The organism is Collinsella sp. AF39-11AT (assembly GCF_003474585.1).
Taxonomy (GTDB): Bacteria; Actinomycetota; Coriobacteriia; order Coriobacteriales; family Coriobacteriaceae; genus Collinsella.
The window spans coordinates 14,595-33,272 of sequence record NZ_QROG01000017.1; the positions used below are offsets into that span (position 1 = coordinate 14,595).

General features: G+C 61.2%; 14 protein-coding genes. 10 read left to right on the top strand and 4 right to left on the bottom strand.

What is annotated here, in order from left to right; genetic code table 11:
- Positions 1–135 precede the first annotated feature (135 nt).
- The 4 genes from DW037_RS07525 to DW037_RS07540 all read left to right on the top strand — a co-directional run bounded on the left by DW037_RS07525 (position 136) and on the right by DW037_RS07540 (position 3,611).
- Positions 136–792 carry an AzlC family ABC transporter permease gene (locus DW037_RS07525; RefSeq protein WP_255413692.1) on the top strand — a complete coding sequence of 219 codons (657 nt, stop codon included), beginning with the start codon at positions 136–138 and terminating at the stop codon, positions 790–792.
- Positions 782–1,105: an AzlD domain-containing protein gene (locus DW037_RS07530; protein WP_117635480.1), complete on the top strand. Its 324-nt coding sequence runs from the start codon at positions 782–784 to the stop codon at positions 1,103–1,105. The genes DW037_RS07525 and DW037_RS07530 overlap by 11 nt, the downstream gene beginning before the upstream one ends.
- A 150-nt stretch (positions 1,106–1,255) precedes the next feature.
- Entirely contained in the window at positions 1,256–2,278 is a 1,023-nt protein-coding gene (locus DW037_RS07535) for a 2-keto-3-deoxygluconate permease (protein ID WP_117799931.1), read from the top strand.
- Between the two features lie 190 nt (positions 2,279–2,468).
- On the top strand, positions 2,469–3,611 hold the full coding sequence (locus DW037_RS07540; RefSeq protein ID WP_158571970.1) for a diguanylate cyclase: 1,143 nt from the start codon (positions 2,469–2,471) through the stop codon (positions 3,609–3,611).
- 98 nt (positions 3,612–3,709) lie between these two features.
- Here DW037_RS07540 and DW037_RS07545 read toward each other — a convergent pair whose 3' ends face one another.
- Together DW037_RS07545 and DW037_RS07550 are read right to left on the bottom strand one after the other, a co-directional pair.
- Positions 3,710–4,645 carry a DMT family transporter gene (locus tag DW037_RS07545; protein WP_118373107.1) on the bottom strand — a complete coding sequence of 312 codons (936 nt, stop codon included), beginning with the start codon at positions 4,643–4,645 and terminating at the stop codon, positions 3,710–3,712.
- A gap of 99 nt (positions 4,646–4,744) precedes the next feature.
- A complete protein-coding gene (locus tag DW037_RS07550; protein ID WP_118373109.1) occupies positions 4,745–8,491 on the bottom strand; it encodes a phosphoribosylformylglycinamidine synthase in 3,747 nt (1,248 codons plus the stop codon).
- Between the two features lie 184 nt (positions 8,492–8,675).
- On the opposite strand from DW037_RS07550, the gene DW037_RS07555 reads away from it, so the two are divergent.
- Positions 8,676–10,238 (top strand): cation:proton antiporter, encoded by a 1,563-nt coding sequence (locus DW037_RS07555; RefSeq protein ID WP_117778880.1) that lies wholly within the window; start codon positions 8,676–8,678, stop codon positions 10,236–10,238.
- 284 nt (positions 10,239–10,522) lie between these two features.
- On the opposite strand, the gene DW037_RS07560 is transcribed toward DW037_RS07555, so the two are convergent.
- Entirely contained in the window at positions 10,523–11,272 is a 750-nt protein-coding gene (locus DW037_RS07560) for an SDR family NAD(P)-dependent oxidoreductase (RefSeq protein WP_117629660.1), read from the bottom strand.
- 214 nt (positions 11,273–11,486) lie between these two features.
- Positions 11,487–12,830 carry a homoserine dehydrogenase gene (locus tag DW037_RS07565; RefSeq protein ID WP_117582909.1) on the bottom strand — a complete coding sequence of 448 codons (1,344 nt, stop codon included), beginning with the start codon at positions 12,828–12,830 and terminating at the stop codon, positions 11,487–11,489.
- Positions 12,831–13,080: 250 nt separating this feature from the next.
- Here DW037_RS07565 and DW037_RS07570 point away from each other — a divergent pair, with 250 nt between their 5' ends.
- From DW037_RS07570 to DW037_RS07590, 5 genes are all read left to right on the top strand, one after another.
- Entirely contained in the window at positions 13,081–14,247 is a 1,167-nt protein-coding gene (locus DW037_RS07570) for an ABC transporter substrate-binding protein (protein ID WP_117582910.1), read from the top strand.
- Between the two features lie 271 nt (positions 14,248–14,518).
- Complete coding sequence (locus DW037_RS07575) at positions 14,519–15,706, top strand: ABC transporter substrate-binding protein (protein ID WP_117582911.1); 1,188 nt, start codon at positions 14,519–14,521, stop codon at positions 15,704–15,706.
- A 139-nt stretch (positions 15,707–15,845) separates the two neighbouring features.
- Positions 15,846–16,727: a branched-chain amino acid ABC transporter permease gene (locus DW037_RS07580; protein WP_117582912.1), complete on the top strand. Its 882-nt coding sequence runs from the start codon at positions 15,846–15,848 to the stop codon at positions 16,725–16,727.
- Positions 16,728–16,736: 9 nt separating this feature from the next.
- On the top strand, positions 16,737–17,816 hold the full coding sequence (locus DW037_RS07585; protein ID WP_117582913.1) for a branched-chain amino acid ABC transporter permease: 1,080 nt from the start codon (positions 16,737–16,739) through the stop codon (positions 17,814–17,816).
- Positions 17,806–18,666, top strand: coding sequence for an ABC transporter ATP-binding protein (locus DW037_RS07590; protein WP_117582914.1), 861 nt, complete (start codon positions 17,806–17,808; stop codon positions 18,664–18,666). Before DW037_RS07585 ends, DW037_RS07590 begins: the two co-directional genes overlap by 11 nt.
- Positions 18,667–18,678 lie beyond the last annotated feature (12 nt).

Here is an 18,678-nt window from a genome sequence, read left to right on the forward strand (position 1 = left end):
CGATCCGGTGGCAATTGTAGGTGAACTTTATTGCCACCGGTTGATATTTCTGCTGCGTTGCAAGGCGCGCTGCAGACGACTTACCAGAATGGGAGTGGCATGGTCCTTAGGATCTTTAAAATCGTCTGGCCAGTGATGCTTACCTATGTTGCAATAGGCGCGCCGTGCGGAATGATCATGGGGCAGACGGGAATGGAGCCCTGGATGGTCTTTGCTCTGAGCAGCACGTTTGTGACGGGCAGCGGCCAGTTTATGATCTGCAATCTTTGGCTGGCGGGCGTACCGGCACCTTCGATTATCGCGAGCGTCGCCGCCATCTCCTCGCGCTTCGCTCTTTACTCGGCATCGATCGCACCCCATCTGGCGGGCGCCTCGAAGCGTCAGACGCTGGCTGTTGCCGCGACGCTCACCGAGGAGGCATACGGCATCTCGCTTGCCAAGCTGGTTGAGGGGGAGGATTGGGGCCCGCGCGAATCCTTCGTGCTCAACGTGATCCTCATCGCGACATGGGGCGCTTCGTGCACGATGGGTGCCATCGTCGGTGCCGTTGTCGATGTTCCCACCGCTATTGCGAGTTTCGTCTGCACGTCGCTCTTTATCTGTCTACTCTTTTCGCAGCGGCTGTCGCGCGGCAACGTTGTCGCGGCGGTTTCGGGCGCGGTGTCCGTCGCCGTATGCAAGTTCTTGGGCCTCACGAATATTGCCGTGCCGGCAAGCGTCGTGGTCGGCATTGCCATTGCGCTGGCGTGCGATGCTGTATTAGACGGAAGAGGTGCCCGCCATGCCCGCTAACGAGTTCTTGGTTCTGTGGCTGTCGTCGTGGGCTGCTATCGCGTTCTTTCGCATCGCGCCGGCGTTTGCCTTGCGCGGGCGGACCCTGTCGCCCCGCATTACCGAGGCCCTGGGTTATATCCCGCCCGCTGCCTTTGCCGCGCTGGTCGCCAACGACTTGGCGAGCCCCGGCGCGTTCGACGCGGGACCCTGGCCTGCCTTGGTTCCCTGGATTGCGGCTGCCGGCGTCGTGGCCGTGGCGGTCAAGACAAAATCGATGCTTTGGTGCTGCGTCTCGGGCATCGTACTCTATATCGTCTTGAGCCTTATATAGGGGTGGCGTCGCGGGCGCCGAATCTCGTTCCATCCCAACTTGTCGAATTTTTCACCGAGCTGGTCTATTTCTTCTGGTACCATGGTCAAACTTTACTGTAGCAAAGCGTGACGTGGGCTTTTGTACCCCGTCAGCGGAAATGGGGGTTTCATGGCACAGGAAGCGACCGCCAACGAGCAAAAGAAATTCAAGGTCCCGCGCATCCCGGGCGACATCATGATCTATCCGATGATCGTCGGTCTTTTGCTCAACACCTTCTGCCCGCAGGTTTTTGAGATCGGCGGATTCTTTACGGCTGCCTGCCGCGGTGGCTCCAATACCATCGTCGCCGCGATCCTGCTGTTTGTGGGCGCCGGCATCAGCTTTAAGTCCACGCCGGGCGCTATCAAGACCGGCATCGTCGTGCTGATTCCCAAGCTGGTCGTCGCAGCGGCTCTCGGCCTGGGCGTGGCATATTTCTTTAACGACAACTTCCTGGGTCTGAGCTCCGTGTCTATCATCGGCGGCATCACGTTTTGCAACATGGCGCTCTATACGGGCATCATGGGCGAGTTCGGCGATGAGTCTGAGCAGGGCGCCGTCGGTATCCTGTTCTTTACGGCCGGCCCCGCCGTCACGATGATCATCCTCGGTGTTTCCGGCCTCGCCAACATTCCCATTGGCACCATTATCGGCTCCATCTTGCCACTCGTTATCGGCATGGTTCTGGGCAACCTGTTCCCGTTTATCAAGAACCTGCTGGTTCCCGGTGCCAATCCCGCGATTGCCGTCATCGGATTTCAGCTCGGTGCGTCCATGAGCCTGTCGAGCTTTATCACCGGCGGTATTTCCGGCATCTTGCTGGGCCTTGTCACGCTGTTTGTCGTCGGTCCCATCACCTTTGCGTTCGAGCGTCTGTGCGGCGGCAATGGCAAGGCCGCTGTGGCTTGCTCCACCATTGCCGGCACGGCTATGACCACACCGGTTGCCCTCGCCGAGGTCGCACCGCGCTACGCCGAGCTTGCGCCCACCGCGTACGCTCAGATCGCCACCGCCGTTATCATCACGGCGGTCATGGCTCCGATTCTGACTGGCTGGGTCGACAAGAAGTTCTGCCAAGGCAAGGAGGATTTGTCGCCTGTCGGTGTCGAGGCCATCGAGGAAGCCGTCGCGACTGACATCGATGGCGAGTAGCAATCGATACCTATCAATGATGCCGGCGTGTGCAATTCGCGCCGTATGGGCGCCCGAACAGAAACTGTTTTGCAGTGATGTTCGGGCGCTCTGCTATTATCCCCTTTACCCCTGCGGAGTAAAGGGGTGTTTATTGCCCTGATTCGAATTGGGCGATTCTGACCACTTGGGTATTGAAGGGATGGCGCTAGTGGTTAAGGCACTTAAGATTGAGATATTCGTGCTATGCATGATTGTTCTTATCGGGCTTGCCGTGCGAAGTCGTCGCTCCTTGTTCTCGAGCACCCAGCAGCTATTGTTTAGCATGCTTGGCTACACCTCTGCCGCGTACATATTATTCGATATGATCTGGACGCTTTCGGACGGTGTGGACGGCACGTTGGGCATTGCTGCCAACTGGATTTCCAACGCGGTTTCGTTTTCGCTCTTTGCTATCGCGTGTCTCATTTGGTTTATCTATTCCGAGACGGTGCAGGGTTCTCGCCTTTTGACCTCGCGCTATAGGGTGGTGCTTGTAGCGTTGCCTACGGCTCTGGTGGTCGTGCTGGCGTTTACCAGTTACTGGACGCACGCCCTGTTCTATATCGATTCGCAGGGCGTGTATCGTCGCGGCTTTGCCTATATGATCCAGCCCATCGTCAGCTACTGTTACGTTATACATACGTCCCTGCATGCATTTGTGCAATCTCGCAGGGTCGAGAGCCTGCAGACGAAGGCCATCTATCGAACCTTGGCATTTTTCGCCATTCCGGCCCTGGTGGGCGGTACCTTTCAGGTCGTATACTCGGTGCCCGGCCTTTGTGTCGGCATAATGATTAGCATGTTGCTGCTCTACATCATCTACCAGGAGCAGCTCATCTCGACCGACCCGTTGACTGGACTTAACAATCGCAACCGTTTTGAGACCTATATGCTGTCGCTCTTCTCAAATGTGGATCAGGCCGAAGATGTATATCTGCTTATGATGGACGGCGACGGCTTTAAGCAGATTAACGATCGCTATGGGCATGTGGAGGGCGACCACGCTCTTCAGGTCATATCCGCTGCGCTCAAAGAAGTCTGCTCGGCGTCTGGCGGCTTTATCGCACGTTATGGTGGCGATGAGTTCGTGGTGCTCCAAAAGGCAGTGGCGGAACAGGATATCATGCATCTGTGCGCGACAATCAACGATGAGCTCGCGCGCGCCGAGGTTCCGTATCTGTTGCGGATGTCCATCGGCTACGCACGGGTTGGTGATGGCGTCGATACCTGGCAAGACTTGCTTCGCGCTGCCGATGCGGAGCTCTACCGCGTAAAGCGCGAGAAGAAGAAAGCCGGCGCCCAGATACGCTAGAAAAAGGGCGCACGCTGGCGGGCGTGGCGGCCCTCGGCTCTCCGATGTACTCCATTAAGCTAAAGTGTGCGAACATCCTCCCTAAAAAGGTGAGCTCGCTAGGCCTTTTTGGGCCTGTTGACGATGATGATGCCGCCGCAGACCAACAGCAGGGCAACAAGTACGGTAACAGGGCTCGTGCCAGCGCCCTCGCCGAGCAGCAGAGCGCTCAACAGTACGCCAAAGACTGGATTCATAAAGCCAAAGACCGACACACGGCTGACGGGGTTGACGGCAAGCAGACGCGACCATAGCGAGTACGCGACGGCGGAAATGAGTGCCATATAGATAATGAGTGCGATGGCGGGGATGATCGCGGTGGGGGAGAGCGCGCCGCCCATCAAAAACCCGATGACGGTAAGGACCAAACCTCCGACTAAAAACTGCCAGCCGGCGAGCAAGACGCCGTCATGCTTGCGCGAGAAGATGCCGATCAGGCAGGTCGAAAGAGCACCCGCGACAGTGGAGGCTAGGATAAAGCCCTCGCCATCGAGCCTGAAGCCAAAGGTGCCATCTGCGCCCGAGAGGCTGACGAGCGCGACGCCGGCAAAGCCCAGCGCACAGCCAAGCACCTTGGCCGTATTGAGCTTCTCGGTGTGAAATGCCAGGGCGGCAAAGAGGATTGCGAGGAAGTTGGCGCTGGCCTCGATGATGGAGCTCGACATGGCGCTGGCGCGCGAGAGGCCCAGATAGAAAAAGAAGTACTGCCCGATAGTCTGGAAGAGCGACAAGACAAAGATGGGCTTGATGTCGCGAGCCTGCGGAATGAGGGGGCGGCGTTGGGCCGCACTCATCCCAACGATAACCAGGGCGCCGGCAAGCGTGAAGCGCAAGCCCGCAAAGAGCAGCTGCGAGGCGCTATCGTGCGCCGGGATACCAAAGAGTGCGTAGCCGATCTTGATGCAGGGAAAGGCCGATCCCCAGAGTGCACAGCAAACAAGACAACCCAGGATGAGTCCGGGCAGGGTGGCGAGATACGGCTTGCGGCTTTCCATGATGTCCTTCCTGCATGCGCGAAGCAAAAAAGAACCCGCCACCGGATGCGTCGGTGGCGGGTGTTGTTACCCGAGGGGATTGTACCCGATGGGAAAGGTTTAAGCGAAGTAGGCCACGCCGCTCTCAAAGATCGGCATGAACTTATCGCCGGGGACATGCTCGGGCACGTTGCGGTACAGGTTGTCGCCGCGACGCTCGGCATGGCCCATCTTGCCCAGGACGCGGCCGTCGGGGCTCGTGATGCCCTCGATGGCGAGTGCGGAGCCGTTGGGGTTGACGGAGAGATCCATGCTGGGCTTGCCGTTCTCGCCCACGTACTGCGTGGCGACCTGGCCGTTGGCGATCAGCTGGGCGAGCACTTCGTCATTGGCGACAAAGCGGCCCTCGCCGTGGCTGATGGCGACGGTGTAGGGGTCGTCCAGGCTGCACTGCGACAGCCACGGGGACAAGTTGGACGAGATGCGGGTGCGCACCAGACGGCTCTGGTGGCGACCGATGGTGTTGAACGTCAACGTGGGCGTATCGGGCGTGGCGTCGACGATGTCGCCGTAGGGCACCAGGCCGAGCTTGATCAGGGCCTGGAAGCCGTTGCAGATGCCCAGCATCAGGCCATCGCGGGCCTTGAGCAGGTCGCGGACTGCCTCGGTGACCTCGGGAGCGCGGAAGAACGCCGTGATGAACTTGGCAGAGCCGTCGGGCTCGTCGCCGCCCGAGAAGCCGCCGGGGATCATAACGATCTGGCTTGCACGGATGCGGCGGGCAAGCTCGCGGGTGCTCTCGGCGACGGCCTCGGGCGTGAGGTTGTTGATCACGAAGGTGTCGGCCTCGGCACCGGCGGCACGGAAGGCGCGGGCGCTGTCGTACTCGCAGTTGTTGCCGGGGAACACGGGGATGATCACGCGCGGGCGGGCGATCTTGGCGCCGCCGTACACGTGGATATCCTTGGCGCGGAAGTCGATGGTCTCGACCTCGGGGGTCTTGCCGGCGCTGCGGTAGGCGAAGACGCCCTCGATGCCGCTCTCCCAGGCCTCCTGGAGCTCGGCGAGCTCGATGACCTCGGAGCCGGTGTCGATGACATAGCCCTCGACGGTGGTGCCCAGGGGCTCGACGACAACGCCGTCGGCGACCTCGGGCAGCTCGGCATCCTCGGCGAGCTCGACGATAAAGCTACCGTAGAGCGGGGTGAAGAGGCTCTCCACGTCCACATCCTCGGCAAGCTCGATACCGATCTGGTTGCCGACGCACATTTTAAAGAGGCTCTCGGCGCCGCAGCCGTAGCCGGGCGTGGAGACGGCCAGGGCGTCGCCGTTGGCGGTGAGCGCCTCGACGGCGTCAAACGCGGCGAGCAGCTGCTGGGCGTCGGGGCGGTAATCCTCGCCGTAGGTGGCGGGGGCGATGCGGACGACGCGGTGCGTGAGGCCCTTGAACTCGGGCGAGACGGCGCGGGCGGCCTTGCCCACGGCGACGGCGAAGCTGATCAGGGTCGGCGGAACGTTGAGCTCGCCGGTCTCGTCCTCAAACGAACCGCTCATGGAGTCCTTGCCGCCGATGGCACCGGCACCCAGGTCGACCTGGGCCATAAGGGCACCCAGGACGGCAGCCATGGGCTTGCCCCAGCGCTCTGCTTCGGTGCGCAGGCGCTCGAAGTACTCCTGGAAGGAGAGGTAGGCGCGCTTGTGCTCAAAGCCGGCGGCAACGAGCTTGGCGATGGACTCGACCACGGACAGGTAGGCGCCCGCAAACTGGTCGGCCTCCATCAAATAGGGGTTGAAGCCCCATGCCATGGCACTCGCTGTGGTGGTCTCGCCGTCCACGGGGAACTTGGCGACCATGGCCGAGCTCGGGGTGAGCTGCGTCTTGCCGCCAAAAGGCATAAGCACGGTCGCGGCGCCGATGGTGGAGTCGAAGCGTTCGGAAAGGCCCTTGTTGGAAGCGACGTTGAGGTCGGTGACGAGCGAGGTCATGCGCTCGGCGAGCGTGGTACCGGCCCAGCTGGGCTGCCACACACTGCGGGCGCAGACGTGGGCGACCTGGTGCTTGGGCGCACCGTTGGAGTTGAGGAACTCGCGGGACAGATCGACGATGGCGACGCCGTTCCAGGCCATGCGCATGCGCGGCTCGGCGGTAACCTCGGCGATAACGGTCGCCTCCAGGTTCTCCTCGGCGGCGTAGCCCATGAACTCCTCGACGTCACCGTCGGCGACGGCGCAGGCCATGCGCTCCTGGGATTCAGAGATGGCGAGCTCGGTGCCGTCAAGACCGTCGTACTTCTTGGTCACGGTATCAAGGTCGACATACAGGCCGTCGGCAAGCTCGCCTACAGCGACCGAGACACCGCCGGCGCCAAAGTCGTTGCAGCGCTTGATCAGACGGCAGGCATCGCCGCGGCGGAACAGGCGCTGCAGCTTGCGCTCGACCGGGGCGTTGCCCTTCTGGACCTCGGCGCCCGATGTCTCGATGGACTCGGTGTTCTGGGTCTTGGAGGAGCCGGTGGCACCGCCGATGCCGTCACGGCCGGTGCGGCCGCCCAACAGGATGATCTTGTCGGTGGGGGCGGGGCACTCGCGACGCACGTGGTTTGCCGGGGTAGCGCCCACGACGGCGCCGACCTCCATGCGCTTGGCGACGTAGCCGGGGTGATAGAGTTCGTTGACCTGACCGGTGGCAAGGCCGATCTGGTTGCCGTAGCTGGAGTAGCCGGCGGCAGCAGTGGTCACGAGCTTACGCTGCGGCAGCTTGCCCTCGAGCGTCTCGGACACGGGGACGGTGGGGTCGCCGGCGCCGGTGACACGCATGGCCTGGTACACGTAGCTGCGGCCCGACAGCGGGTCGCGGATGGCACCGCCCACGCAGGTGGCGGCACCGCCGAAGGGCTCGATCTCGGTCGGGTGGTTGTGGGTCTCGTTTTTAAATAGGAACAGCCAGTCCTGGTCCTCGCCGTCGACATCGACCTTCACCTTGACGGTGCAGGCGTTGATCTCCTCGGACTCGTCGACATCGGTCATGACGCCGGTCTTCTTGAGGTACTTGGCGCCGATGGTGCCCATGTCCATGAGGCAGACGGGCTTGGTGTCGCGACCGAGTTCGTGGCGCATCTCCATGTAGCGGTCGAAGGCCTGCTGCACCACGGCGTCGTCGATCGTCACGTCGTCCAGGACGGTGCCGAAGGTGGTGTGGCGGCAGTGATCGGACCAGTAGGTGTCGATCACGCGGATCTCGGTGATGGTGGGGTCGCGATCCTCATCGCGGAAGTACTGCTGGCAGAAGGCGATGTCCGCCTCGTCCATGGCAAGGCCGCGCTCGGAAATAAAGGCGGCAAGGCCGGCTTCGTCGAGCTCGCGGAAACCGTCGAGCACCTCGACGGGCTGGGGCTCGGGGGTCTCCATGTACAGCGTCTCGGGCAGGTCGAGCGAGGCGATGCGCGCCTCGACGGGGTTCACCACGTAGTGCTTGATGGCATCGATGGCGGCCTCGTCCAGAGCGCCCGAGATCATATAGACCTTGGCGGAGCGCACGGCGGGGCGCTCGCCCTGGCTGATGAGCTGCACGCACTCGCTGGCGGAGTCGGCGCGCTGGTCAAACTGGCCAGGCAGGAATTCGACGGCAAAGACGGCGCCATCGCTTGCGGGGAGCTCGTCGTAGGTCACATCGACCTGGGGCTCGCTAAAGACGGTCGGCACGCAGGACCGGAAAAGCTCCTTGTCGATGCCCTCGACGTCGTAGCGGTTGATAATCCTCAGGGCCTCGATGCCCTTGATGCCGAGAATTTCGGTCAGCTCGCCCTTGAGCTGCTGAGCCTCGACGTCGAACCCGGGTTTCTTCTCCACGTAGATACGAGAGACCATTGGTTCCTGCCTTCCTGATCGGTTGGGCGTACGGTACGGTATGCGGCAGCGGTCGGTTTGCGGGGTCTGCCCTGCGGTCGCCTTGAGCCACATGTTTGTAAACCTCACTATGATACGACAGCTCGCGGCGCGTTGAGGACGGCGAGGGTGCTACAGTGAAGCGCAAACAAGAGAAAGGCATCACATGGCATTCGTTTCGCTCGCCATCATCGCACTCGTGGCCTTTGCGAGTCCTTTTATCGCCTCGGCGATTCCCGGAAAACCCGTTCCCGAGACGGTCTTTTTGCTCGTGCTCGGCGCGGTACTGGGACCCCATATGCTCGGCGTCATCCATGTAGATGCTGAGGTCTCGCTGGTGTCCGAGCTGGGCCTGGCCTTTTTGTTCCTGCTTGCCGGCTTTGAGATCGACCCCAAGAGCATCACGGGCGTCGAGGGGCGCTACGGCTTGGCGACGTGGGTCGTCACGTTTGGTATCGCCTGGCTTGCCGTGCGCTTTACCCCGTGGTTCTCAGTCAGTCATTTCGACGGTATCGCCGTGACGCTTGCCCTCACTTCGACGGCGCTCGGTACGCTTGTGCCCATCATGCGTGAGCGCTCGCTCACCGGCACGCGCGTGGGCGACTCGATTCTCGCGTATGGCACTTGGGGCGAGCTCGGTCCCGTGCTCGCCATGTCGGTGCTGTTGTCTGCCCGCACTGGCATCCAAACGCTCGTTATCCTTGGCTTGTTTGCGGTGGTTTGCGTGTTGCTGGCCGTGGTCCCGAGCCGCTCCAAGCGCGTCGGCAGCCGCTTCTTTGCATTTGTTGAGGAGCGCGCCGATACCACGTCGCAGACCTTCGTGCGCCTGACGGTGCTCATCCTGGTCACGCTCGTGGCATTCTCGGCTGTCTTTGATCTCGACATCGTGTTGGGTTCTTTTGCCGCTGGCTTTGTCCTGCGCTATATCATCCCCGAGGGCAACCATACGCTCGAGACCAAGCTCGACGGTCTGGCCTACGGTTTTTTGATTCCGGTGTTCTTTACCGTGTCGGGCGCAAAGATCGACCTGACGGCCGTGGCGTCGCGCCCGGGCTTGCTCGCGGGCTTTATCGTGGCGTTGTTGATTATTCGTGCCGTGCCCATTCTTATTTCCATGAGCATTTGTCCTGCGACGCGCGATGTGTCGGCGTATGGTCGCATTACCGTGGCCCTGTACTGCACCACGGCGCTGCCGATCATCGTTGCCGTTACGAGCGTTGCCGTCAACGCGGGCGCGCTGTCGCAAGATATTGCGTCGGTCATGGTTGCCGCCGGTGCCATCACGGTGTTCTTGATGCCATTGCTCGCGCAGCTCTTCTACCGCGTGGTGGATGCCGCACCGGTCGCCGCCGTGGCAGAGGTTGCCGAGCATCCATCCGATGCGCTCGACATCTTGCGCGCCCACCACGACCTAGCGAGCTTGCTCGCGCGCGAGCACGAGCTGCTGACCTCGCATGGCCATGGTCGCGTATTCGAGGGCCTGCCTACGCTCGATACGATTGCCGAGCGTCTTTCCGCCGAGGCAGCGAGCGGCCACATCGATGCCCGCATCGTGGACGCGGCGCACCTGCTTGCCGATAAGACCTATGGAGACGAGGTCGACCCGTCCGAGCTGACTCCGCGTGAGCGCCGCCGCCTGGAGCGCGCCAAGCTCGCTGTGCGCGAATACCGCCGCCGCATGCTGGAGCTCTATGCGCGCGAAGAAGCCGAAGACGACGACGGTAAGTAGTCGATACTTTCTCGGGGAAGCCGCGTCCCGCTTTGAAGGCTCGGAACGGGATGTGGTTTCCGAAACGGGGGCCGTTGGGAAGCTGTGTCCCGGAATGGGCGCTCAGAGTGGGATGCAGTTTCCGCAAGGAGGTCCTGGGGGAAACCGTGCCCCGTTCTGATCCGAAATACTGGGACATAGTTTCCCTTTCATAACAGGAGAAGGCGCGCTGTCTGCAGTTGATTCAGACGGCGCGCCTTTTTGGTTGAGCTATGTTGAAGCTTGAAGCCAAAGCTTGTGGCTCCTTAGGAGCGGGCGGCTCCGTCGACGGGGAGCACGGCGCCCGTGACATAGGAGGACATGTCGCTCGCCAGGAAAACAAAGGCGTTGGCGACATCCTCGGGCTCGCCCATGCGGCCCAGCGGAATGGTGGCGATGATGGGCTTGATGACTTCTTCGGGCAGGTTAGCGACCATGTCGGTCTTGGTCACGCCAGGTGCGACGGCATTGACGCGAATGCCCATGGGGGCGAGCTCGCGCGAGAGCGACTGGACCATGCCGTTGACGGCAAATTTGGACGTGGGGTAACCGACGCCGGAGGGCTGGCCGTACTTGGCGACCATCGAGCTCGTGGTGGTGATGGTGCCGCCGTGGCCGGCCTCGGTCATGATCTTGGCGGCAGCCTGGTGGCCATTAAAGACGGCGACGACATTGAGGTCCATGACCTTTGCAAACTCCTCGGCAGTGTAGTCCAAAAGGGGCGAGCGCTGGGAGATGCCGGCATTGTTGACGACCGTGTCCAGGCCGCCCATATCGGTGGCAGCTTGGGTAAAGGCCTCGGTTACGGCCTCGAGCGAGGTGAGGTCGCAGGAGCGGCCCCAGACCTTGGCCTCGGGATAGGCGGCCGCCAGCTTCTCAACGGCTGCGTCGGCAGTTTCCTGGCGCGAGCCAAATACGGTGACGGCAGCGCCTTCCTCGATAAAACGGCAGGCGATGGCATAGCCGATACCGCGCGTGCCTCCGGTGATGATTGCTTTCTTGCCCTCGAGCAACATGGTGCTTCCTCTCATCGCGGGCGGACATTCGCAGCACAGCGTAGCGGTAGCCGGAATCGGCCGCGTTTGCATATCGGTGAACGGTAGCCCGTGTTACCGATGAGCGGCTCGCGCAAATGTGCTCTGCCGTCGTGCTTAGGGCAGGAGACAAAAGGGCTCCCGTCCCACATCGGACGGGAGCCCTCAAGGCGCGTATTGCTGGGCGAGCGTTGGGTTAGTTCGCCATGACGTCTTCGGTCCAAGCCTCGACGTCCTCGATGCGCAGGACGTTGGCGACCTCGGCCACGCAGTCGACGCTGGCAAGTTCGGCGGCGGCAGCCTGGACGTCCTTCTCGAGTGCGCGGTGCGTCAGGAAGATGACCGAGCAGGCATCGCTGACGCCCGACTTGCCGTCCTCGACCTGGTTGATGAGCGAGATCGAGATGTTGTGCTTGGCAAAGATGTCGACCGTCTCGGACAGGGCGCCCACGCGGTCGGCGACCTTCAGGCGCACATAGTACTTGGTCTGGAGCTCGTCCATGGGCTTAAAGGCGAGGTTGTGGCCATAGGGCTCAATCTCGGGCAGCGGGGCCACGCCGCGGCTGATTTGCTCGGAGAGCGACAGAATATCGCCCACGACGGCGCTCGCGGTGGGGAAGGAGCCTGCGCCCGCGCCGTAGAACATGGTCTCGCCCACGGCGTCGCCTACCACGTAGACAGCGTTCATGGCACCGTTGACCTTGGCAAGCATGTGGTCGGCGGGGATCAGCGTGGGATGCACGCGGACGTCGACGCCGGCGTCGGTGTTGCGGGCGATGCCGAGCAGCTTAATGGTGTAGCCGAGCTCGCGGGCCTGGGCGATGTCCTCGGCGCCGATGGTACGGATACCCTGCTGGTACACATCATCGGTGGTAACGCGGGTGCCAAAGCCGATGGAGGCGAGGATGGCCGTCTTGCTGGCGGCATCGAAGCCGTCGACGTCGGCGGACGGGTCGGCCTCGGCATAGCCCTTGGCCTGCGCGTCGGCAAGCACGTCGGCGTAATCGGCGCCCTCGGCGTCCATGCGCGACAGGATGTAGTTGGTGGTACCGTTGAGAATGCCGGCGATGGTCAGGATCTTGTTGCCCACCAGGTCGTGCTCGAGCGTGCTGACGATGGGGATGCCGCCACCGCAGCTGGCCTCGCACTTAATCTGCACGCCGCACTCACGCGCCTTCTCGGCAAGCGTCTCGACATGGCGGCCCAGCAGAGCCTTGTTGGCGGAGACGACATGCTTGCCGTTCTCGAAGGCAGTGGTAAAGATCTCGGTTGCGGGATGCTCGCCTCCGATGAGCTCGACGACGATGTCGACGGCGGGGTCGGTGACGACGTCGTGCCAGTCACTCGTAAAGGCCTCGCGCTCAATGCCTGCCGCCTCGGCCTGCTCCCAAGCAAGCGCGCAGGCGCGGGTCAGCTTAAGGTCGATGCCGTAGGCTGCCAGGTACTCATCGTGGTGGCTCTTGATCAGACGGGCCACGCCGCCGCCGACGGTTCCCAGACCGATCAGACCGACGTTCACGGTGCGCAGGGATTCGCTCATAGATAGCTCCTTCGTGCATCTTATGGATGGATTAACCGCTTAAAGGTTGAGTGCATTCTAGCGTGAACCGGGGGCGCGTGCTCGCCAGGCAACAGGAGCCGCACAAAACGGCACCCCCGAAACGCTGCGGAAACATTGGAAACACGCTCGCTACAAACGGACTTCCGTAACAAACTGTCAACGTTTGCGCCATAAGGTTTGCCCTGTACCGCAAGACGGCCGCACCGCGGCCAGCGAAAAAGGGGACACCATGTTCAACATCAACAGCACGCTCAGCCGTAGGAACTTTCTCGCCGGCGCTGCGGCGCTCGGCAGCACCGCCGCACTCGCTGGTTGCTCGTCGGGTGGCTCGGACGGCGGCACCGCCGATGACGGCAAGACCTTCAAGATTGGCGTTATCGGCCCTCTGACCGGCGCCGCGGCAACCTATGGCGTTTCGGCCGAGAAGGGTGCCAAGCTTGCCGCCAAGGATTTCTCGACCAAGGACCTCAAACTCTCGCTTAAGTCCGAGGATGACGTCGCCGACGGCGAGAAGGCTATCAACGCCTTCAATACCCTGTGCGACTGGGGCATGCAGGCGCTCGTCGGCCCCGTCACGACTGGTGCCGCCGTCGCTGTCTCGGGCGAGATCGCCGACGATATGCTCATGGTCACGCCCTCTGCTTCGTCCCTCGACGTCACCAAGGACAAGACCACGGTTTTCCAGGTTTGCTTTACCGACCCCACCATGGGCGCGAGTGCTGCCAAGTTTTTGGCCGAGAAGTATGCAGACGCCAAGATCGCCCTGTTCTACAACTCCGGCGATACGTACAGCTCGGGTGTTGCCGATGCCTTTGCCGAGCAGGCCAAGGAGTCCAAACTTGATATCGTCGATGCCGAGACCTTTAAGGACGACTCCTCCACGAGCTTTACCAACCAGCTCACCAAGGCCAAGGAGGCCGGCGCCACGCTCATCTTTGCGCCGATCTACTACACGCCGGCGTCCGTTTTGCTCAAGAACGCCAAGGACATGGGATACGACATGACCCTCATGGGTACCGACGGCATGGACGGCCTGCTCTCCGTTGAGGGCTTCGACACCTCCCTTGCCGAGGGCGTGCTGCTCATGACCCCGTTCTCTGCCGACGATGAGAAGAACGCCGACTTCGTCAAGGCATATAAGGACGCCTACGACGAGACGCCCAACCAGTTTGCCGCCGATGCCTATGACTGCGTCCATGCGATTGTCGAGGCTATCGATAAGGCAGACATCGATATTACGGCCGACGGCGCCGACATTGCCGGCGACCTCGCCAAGGCCATGCGTAAAATCAAGATCGAGGGCCTGACGGGCGAGCTCACGTGGAACGACGAGGGCCAAGTCGAAAAGCCTGCTACGGCCTATGTGATTCAGGACGGCAAGTACATCGCTGCCTAAGTGTGCATAAAGCGCAACCGATGAGGCAGTTTTATTCAGGGCGGGGTCGCCTGTAACAGAATGGAAACATTACTTTTACACAATAAAGTGGCATTACTGCATAAAAAAATAGAAATACGCAGAAATATGGATAAATGAACAAATCCAAAGAAAAGTTGAAATAATCGCCACTTTTCCTAACTAAAGCGTCTACTATTTTGCGAACGCCGAACACGGCGAAGGATGGCCTGTCGGGCAACCAAAACCCGACGAGATTTGAGAGGAGAGCCGCATGTCGAGCCTCACCGGTAAGTCATTGAACCCTGTTATGAATCGCAGGAGCGTTATCGCGAGCGCAGCAGGTCTGGGGGCGATGTCCATTCTAGCGGGCTGCTCCTCCAACGGCGGCGACAGTGGTTCCGCTTCGGGCGACGCTTCGTTTAAGATCGGCACCATCGGCCCGCTGACCGGCGCCAACGCGTCCTACGGCAAGTCTGTTACCCAGGGCGTCGAGCTTGGCTGCAAGGACTTCTCCACCAAGGAGCTGCCGCTTGCCAGCAAGGCCGAGGATGACCAGGCCGATGGCGAGAAGGCCGTCAACGCCTTCAACACCCTGCTCGACTGGGGCATGCAGGCCCTCGTCGGCCCGACCACCACGGGCGCGTCGGTTGCCGTTGCCGCCGAGTGTGGTAACGACCCCAAGACGTTCATGATCACCCCGTCCGCGTCCTCCGAGGACGTCACCGACGGCAAGGATTGCGTCTTCCAGGTTTGCTTCACCGACCCCAACCAGGGCGTCAACGCTGCCAAGTTCCTGGCGCAGAAGTATGCGGACGAGAAGTTCGTGCTGTTCTATAACTCCGGCGACGCCTATTCTTCGGGTGTCGCGGATGCCTTTAAGGTTCAGGCTGCTGAGTCCAAGCTCGAGATTGTCGACGAGGAGACCTTTAAGGACGACTCCGCCACGAGCTTTACCAACCAGCTGACCAAGGCCAAGCAGGCCGGCGCCACCATGATCTTTGCGCCGATCTACTACACCCCGGCCTCCGTCCTGCTCAAGAACGCCAAGGACATGGGCTACGACGTCAAGATGATGGGCTGCGACGGCATGGACGGCATCCTGGGCGTTGAGGGCTTCGACACCTCTCTTGCCGAGGGTCTGCTGCTCATGACCCCGTTCTCTGCCGACGACGAGAAGAACGCCGACTTCGTCAACGCTTACAAGGATAAGTACGGCGATACCCCCGACCAGTTTGCCGCTGACGCCTACGACGGTGTGCACGCGGTGGCCGAGGCCCTCAAGGAGGCCGGTCTTGGTGTCGACGCCGACCCGACCGAGGTCGCCGAGAAGCTGTCCAAGGCTATGCTCAAGATTACCGTTGACGGTCTGACCGGCAAGCTCACCTGGAACGATAAGGGTCAGGTCCAGAAGGAGCCCACGGCGTACGTCATCACCGACGGCAAGTACGTACAGGCCTAATAGGCCGCCTTACATAGAGCGGTTTTGATCCCAAGCAGGGGAGGTTTTGGCCTTCCCTGCTTGCTTGGTATCTAGGGACGATGTAACGTCCCTGTTTCATACATCAACTGGAAACCTATTCGAAAGGGGGATGTGGAACATGACAGTCTTTATCCAATACCTGGTCAACGGCCTGTCCATGGGCAGCGTCTACGCCATCATCGCGTTGGGCTACACCATGGTCTACGGTATCGCCAAGATGCTGAACTTCGCTCACGGCGACGTCATCATGGTCGGTGCCTATGTCTCGTTCTGCGCCACGTCGTATCTCGGCCTCCCGGGCTGGGCATCTGTAATTCTCTCTTGTGTGGTCTGCACGGTTCTCGGTGTTCTCATCGAGGGTCTGGCATACAAGCCGCTGCGCCAAGCAGGCCCTCTGGCCGTTCTGATCACGGCCATCGGCGTGTCTTACTTCCTGCAGAACGCCGCGCAGCTTCTGTGGGGCGCCACGCCCAAGAACTTCACTTCGCTCGTCACCTTCCAGGTGCCGGAGTTCTTGGCCAAGTTCAACGTAAGCGCCGTCTCGCTCGTCACCATCGTCGCCTGCCTGGTTATCATGGCCGGCCTGATGTTCTTTACAGGCAAGACCAAGATGGGCAAAGCCATGCGCGCCGTGTCCGAGGACAAGGCCGCCGCTCAGCTCATGGGCATCAACGTCAACCGCACCATCTCGATGACGTTCGCCATCGGCTCCGCCCTTGCCGCCATCGCCGGCGTGCTGCTGTGCTCCTACTCGCCGGTGCTGCAGCCCACGACGGGTGCCATGCCTGGCATCAAGGCCTTCGATGCCGCTGTCTTCGGTGGCATCGGCTCCATCCCCGGTGCCTTTGTCGGTGGCATTCTCATCGGTATCATCGAGGCGATGGCACAGGCTTATATTTCCACGAGCCTTGCCAACTCCATCGTCTTTGGTGTTTTGATCATCGTCCTGCTCGTCAAGCCTGCCGGCCTCTTGGGCAAGTACGTCCCCGAGAAGGTGTAGGTGAGCGTTATGAAGTTTCTTAAAGACAAGCAGACGCGTCACGACTTTGTTACGTACGCCATGTGCCTTGTGGCGTTCGCCATCGTGTTCTTTATGCAGTCTAACCACATGATTCCGCGCATGATCGCCGGTCAGCTGGTTCCCATCACGGCCTATATCGTCATGGCTATCTCCCTTAACCTCGTCGTCGGCATCGCGGGCGACTTGTCGCTGGGCCACGCGGGCTTTATGAGCGTCGGCGCCTATACAGGCATCGTTACCGCGGTCGCCCTCGAGAGCGCCGTTCCCTCCGATCCGATACGTCTTGTCATCAGCATCGTGGTCGGCGCCATCGCTGCCGCCATCCTGGGCTTCTTGATCGGCATCCCGGTCCTTCGCCTGAGCGGCGATTACCTGGCTATCGTGACGCTGGCCTTTGGCGAGATTATCAAAGAGATCGTCACCTGCCTTATCGTGGGCGTCGACTCCCACGGCCTGCATGTGATCTTTAACATCACGGGCAACTCCACGATCGACGACCTGCACCTGCTCGAGGACGGCACCGCCATCATCAAGGGCGCCCAGGGCGCCTCGGGCGTGTCGACGTACTCGACCTTCCTTGCCGGTGCCATCTTGGTCATGGTCGCACTCGTGATCGTGCTCAACCTGGTGCGCAGCCGTACCGGCCGTGCCATCATGGCCGTGCGCGATAACAAGATTGCAGCCGAGTCCGTGGGCATCTCCGTCACCGAGTACCGCATGATCGCCTTCGTGGTTTCCGCCGCTCTCGCCGGCGCTGCCGGAGCCCTCTTCGGCGGCAACTTCTCGCAGCTCTCCGCCACTAAGTTCGACTTCAACACGTCGATTCTGATTCTGGTGTTCGTGGTCTTGGGCGGTCTGGGCAATATGCGCGGCTCCGTCATCGCAGCGGCGTTGCTCACGGTACTTCCCGAGCTGCTCCGTCAGTTCTCGGACTACCGCATGCTCATCTATGCCATCGTGCTGATCCTGGTCATGATCTTTACCAACAACCCGCAGCTTAAAGCGTTCTTCGGTCGCGTCAAGGACCGTTTTGCTTCCAAGAAGGAGGTGGCAGCCGATGCCCAGTAAATTTGAGTTCAACAAGGGCAAGATGGTCCCGTATCCTTCTGGCGCCATCGTTCCCGATCGCGATCTGGGCCAGCGCCCGGCGCTCGAGTGCATCCACCTGGGCATTGAGTTCGGTGGCCTTAAGGCAGTCGACGACTTTAGCCTGACTATCGGCAAGACCGAGATCGCCGGCCTGATTGGCCCCAATGGTGCCGGTAAGACCACGGTCTTCAACCTGCTCACCAAGGTGTACCAGCCCACGCACGGCACCATCCTGCTCGACGGTGAGGACACCTCGGGCAAGTCGGTCTATCAGGTCAACCGCATGGGCATCGCCCGTACGTTCCAAAACATCCGCCTGTTCAACACCATGACGGTGGAGGACAACGTCAAGGTCGGTCTGCACAACCAGGAGCGCTATTCCGGTTTTGAGGGCGTGCTGCGCCTGCCGACGTACTGGAAGCACGAGAAGGCCGCCCATGAGCGTGCCATGGAGCTGCTGTCCATCTTTGATATGGAGCATCTGGCAAGCGAACAGGCCGGCTCGCTGCCTTACGGCGCTCAGCGCCGCCTGGAGATCGTCCGCGCGCTTGCCACCAACCCCAAGCTGCTGCTGCTCGACGAGCCTGCCGCCGGCATGAACCCGTCCGAGACCGCCGAGCTCATGGAGAACATCGTCAAGATTCGCGACACCTTTGGCATTGCCATCATGCTTATCGAGCATGATATGTCGCTCGTCATGAACATCTGCGAGGGCATCTGCGTGCTCAACTTTGGTAAGGTTATCGCCAAGGGCACGGCCGAGGAAATCCAGAACAACGATGCCGTTATCGAGGCATATCTGGGCAAGCAGGATAAGGGGGAGAACTAAATGGCAGAGCCG

Coding starts and splice junctions, on each gene's coding strand:
- DW037_RS07525 (WP_255413692.1), top strand. CDS start 136: ATGCTTACCTATGTTGCAATAGGCGCGCCGTGCGGAATGATCATGGGG.
- DW037_RS07580 (WP_117582912.1), top strand. CDS start 15,846: ATGACAGTCTTTATCCAATACCTGGTCAACGGCCTGTCCATGGGCAGC.
- DW037_RS07535 (WP_117799931.1), top strand. CDS start 1,256: ATGGCACAGGAAGCGACCGCCAACGAGCAAAAGAAATTCAAGGTCCCG.
- DW037_RS07585 (WP_117582913.1), top strand. CDS start 16,737: ATGAAGTTTCTTAAAGACAAGCAGACGCGTCACGACTTTGTTACGTAC.
- DW037_RS07530 (WP_117635480.1), top strand. CDS start 782: ATGCCCGCTAACGAGTTCTTGGTTCTGTGGCTGTCGTCGTGGGCTGCT.
- DW037_RS07590 (WP_117582914.1), top strand. CDS start 17,806: ATGCCCAGTAAATTTGAGTTCAACAAGGGCAAGATGGTCCCGTATCCT.
- DW037_RS07570 (WP_117582910.1), top strand. CDS start 13,081: ATGTTCAACATCAACAGCACGCTCAGCCGTAGGAACTTTCTCGCCGGC.
- DW037_RS07560 (WP_117629660.1), bottom strand. CDS start 11,272: ATGTTGCTCGAGGGCAAGAAAGCAATCATCACCGGAGGCACGCGCGGT.
- DW037_RS07565 (WP_117582909.1), bottom strand. CDS start 12,830: ATGAGCGAATCCCTGCGCACCGTGAACGTCGGTCTGATCGGTCTGGGA.
- DW037_RS07550 (WP_118373109.1), bottom strand. CDS start 8,491: ATGGTCTCTCGTATCTACGTGGAGAAGAAACCCGGGTTCGACGTCGAG.
- DW037_RS07545 (WP_118373107.1), bottom strand. CDS start 4,645: ATGGAAAGCCGCAAGCCGTATCTCGCCACCCTGCCCGGACTCATCCTG.
- DW037_RS07575 (WP_117582911.1), top strand. CDS start 14,519: ATGTCGAGCCTCACCGGTAAGTCATTGAACCCTGTTATGAATCGCAGG.
- DW037_RS07555 (WP_117778880.1), top strand. CDS start 8,676: ATGGCATTCGTTTCGCTCGCCATCATCGCACTCGTGGCCTTTGCGAGT.